The organism is Lactococcus sp. UBA7128 (assembly GCF_002492185.1).
Lineage (GTDB): Bacteria > Bacillota > Bacilli > Lactobacillales > Streptococcaceae > Lactococcus > Lactococcus muris.
Genome location: NZ_DKXK01000037.1, coordinates 9451 through 10004 on the forward strand (window position 1 = coordinate 9451; position 554 = coordinate 10004).

Sequence of the window (554 nt, forward strand, 5' to 3'; positions counted from 1 at the left end):
TCAACTATGTGGACAAAAATACAGGCAAGGTCCTCAAACAAGAAGTTCAAACGGTGACCTATACCCGTACCGCTGTTGTGGACAAAGTAACAGGTGAGTTGCTTGGCTATGACACCAATGGTGACGGAAAAGTAGACACAACAGAAGATTCCGCTTCATGGACGACGACTTCTGATGTCTGGGACAAACTTGTTTCTCCAGACTACAGTGCGCAAGGCTACGGTTCACCTTCTGTGAGTGAGGTGGATAAGGTGACAGTCACTCCAGGTACAGACTCGTCTGAGGTTAATGTTTATTATGAGCATGAAACTACATCTGTAAGTCCAGAACAACCGGGCACACCGGGTAGTCCAATTGATCCAAATCGTCCAGATGGACCGAAGTGGCCAGAAGGTACCGACAAGTCTTCTCTTTCGAAGACCATCACCCGGACCATCAACTATGTAGACAAGGAGACAGGTAAGGTCCTCAAACAAGAAGTTCAAACCGTGACCTACACCCGTACTGCTGTTGTGGATAAAGTAACAGGTGAGCTGCTTGGCTATGACACCAAT

The 554-nt window shown here is 47.3% G+C and carries 1 protein-coding gene; it reads left to right on the forward strand.

Annotated features, from left to right (window positions below; genetic code table 11):
* Positions 1-554 (forward strand): mucin-binding protein (locus B4H39_RS10295; RefSeq protein ID WP_414672058.1); only part of this gene is annotated, 554 nt, incomplete at both ends.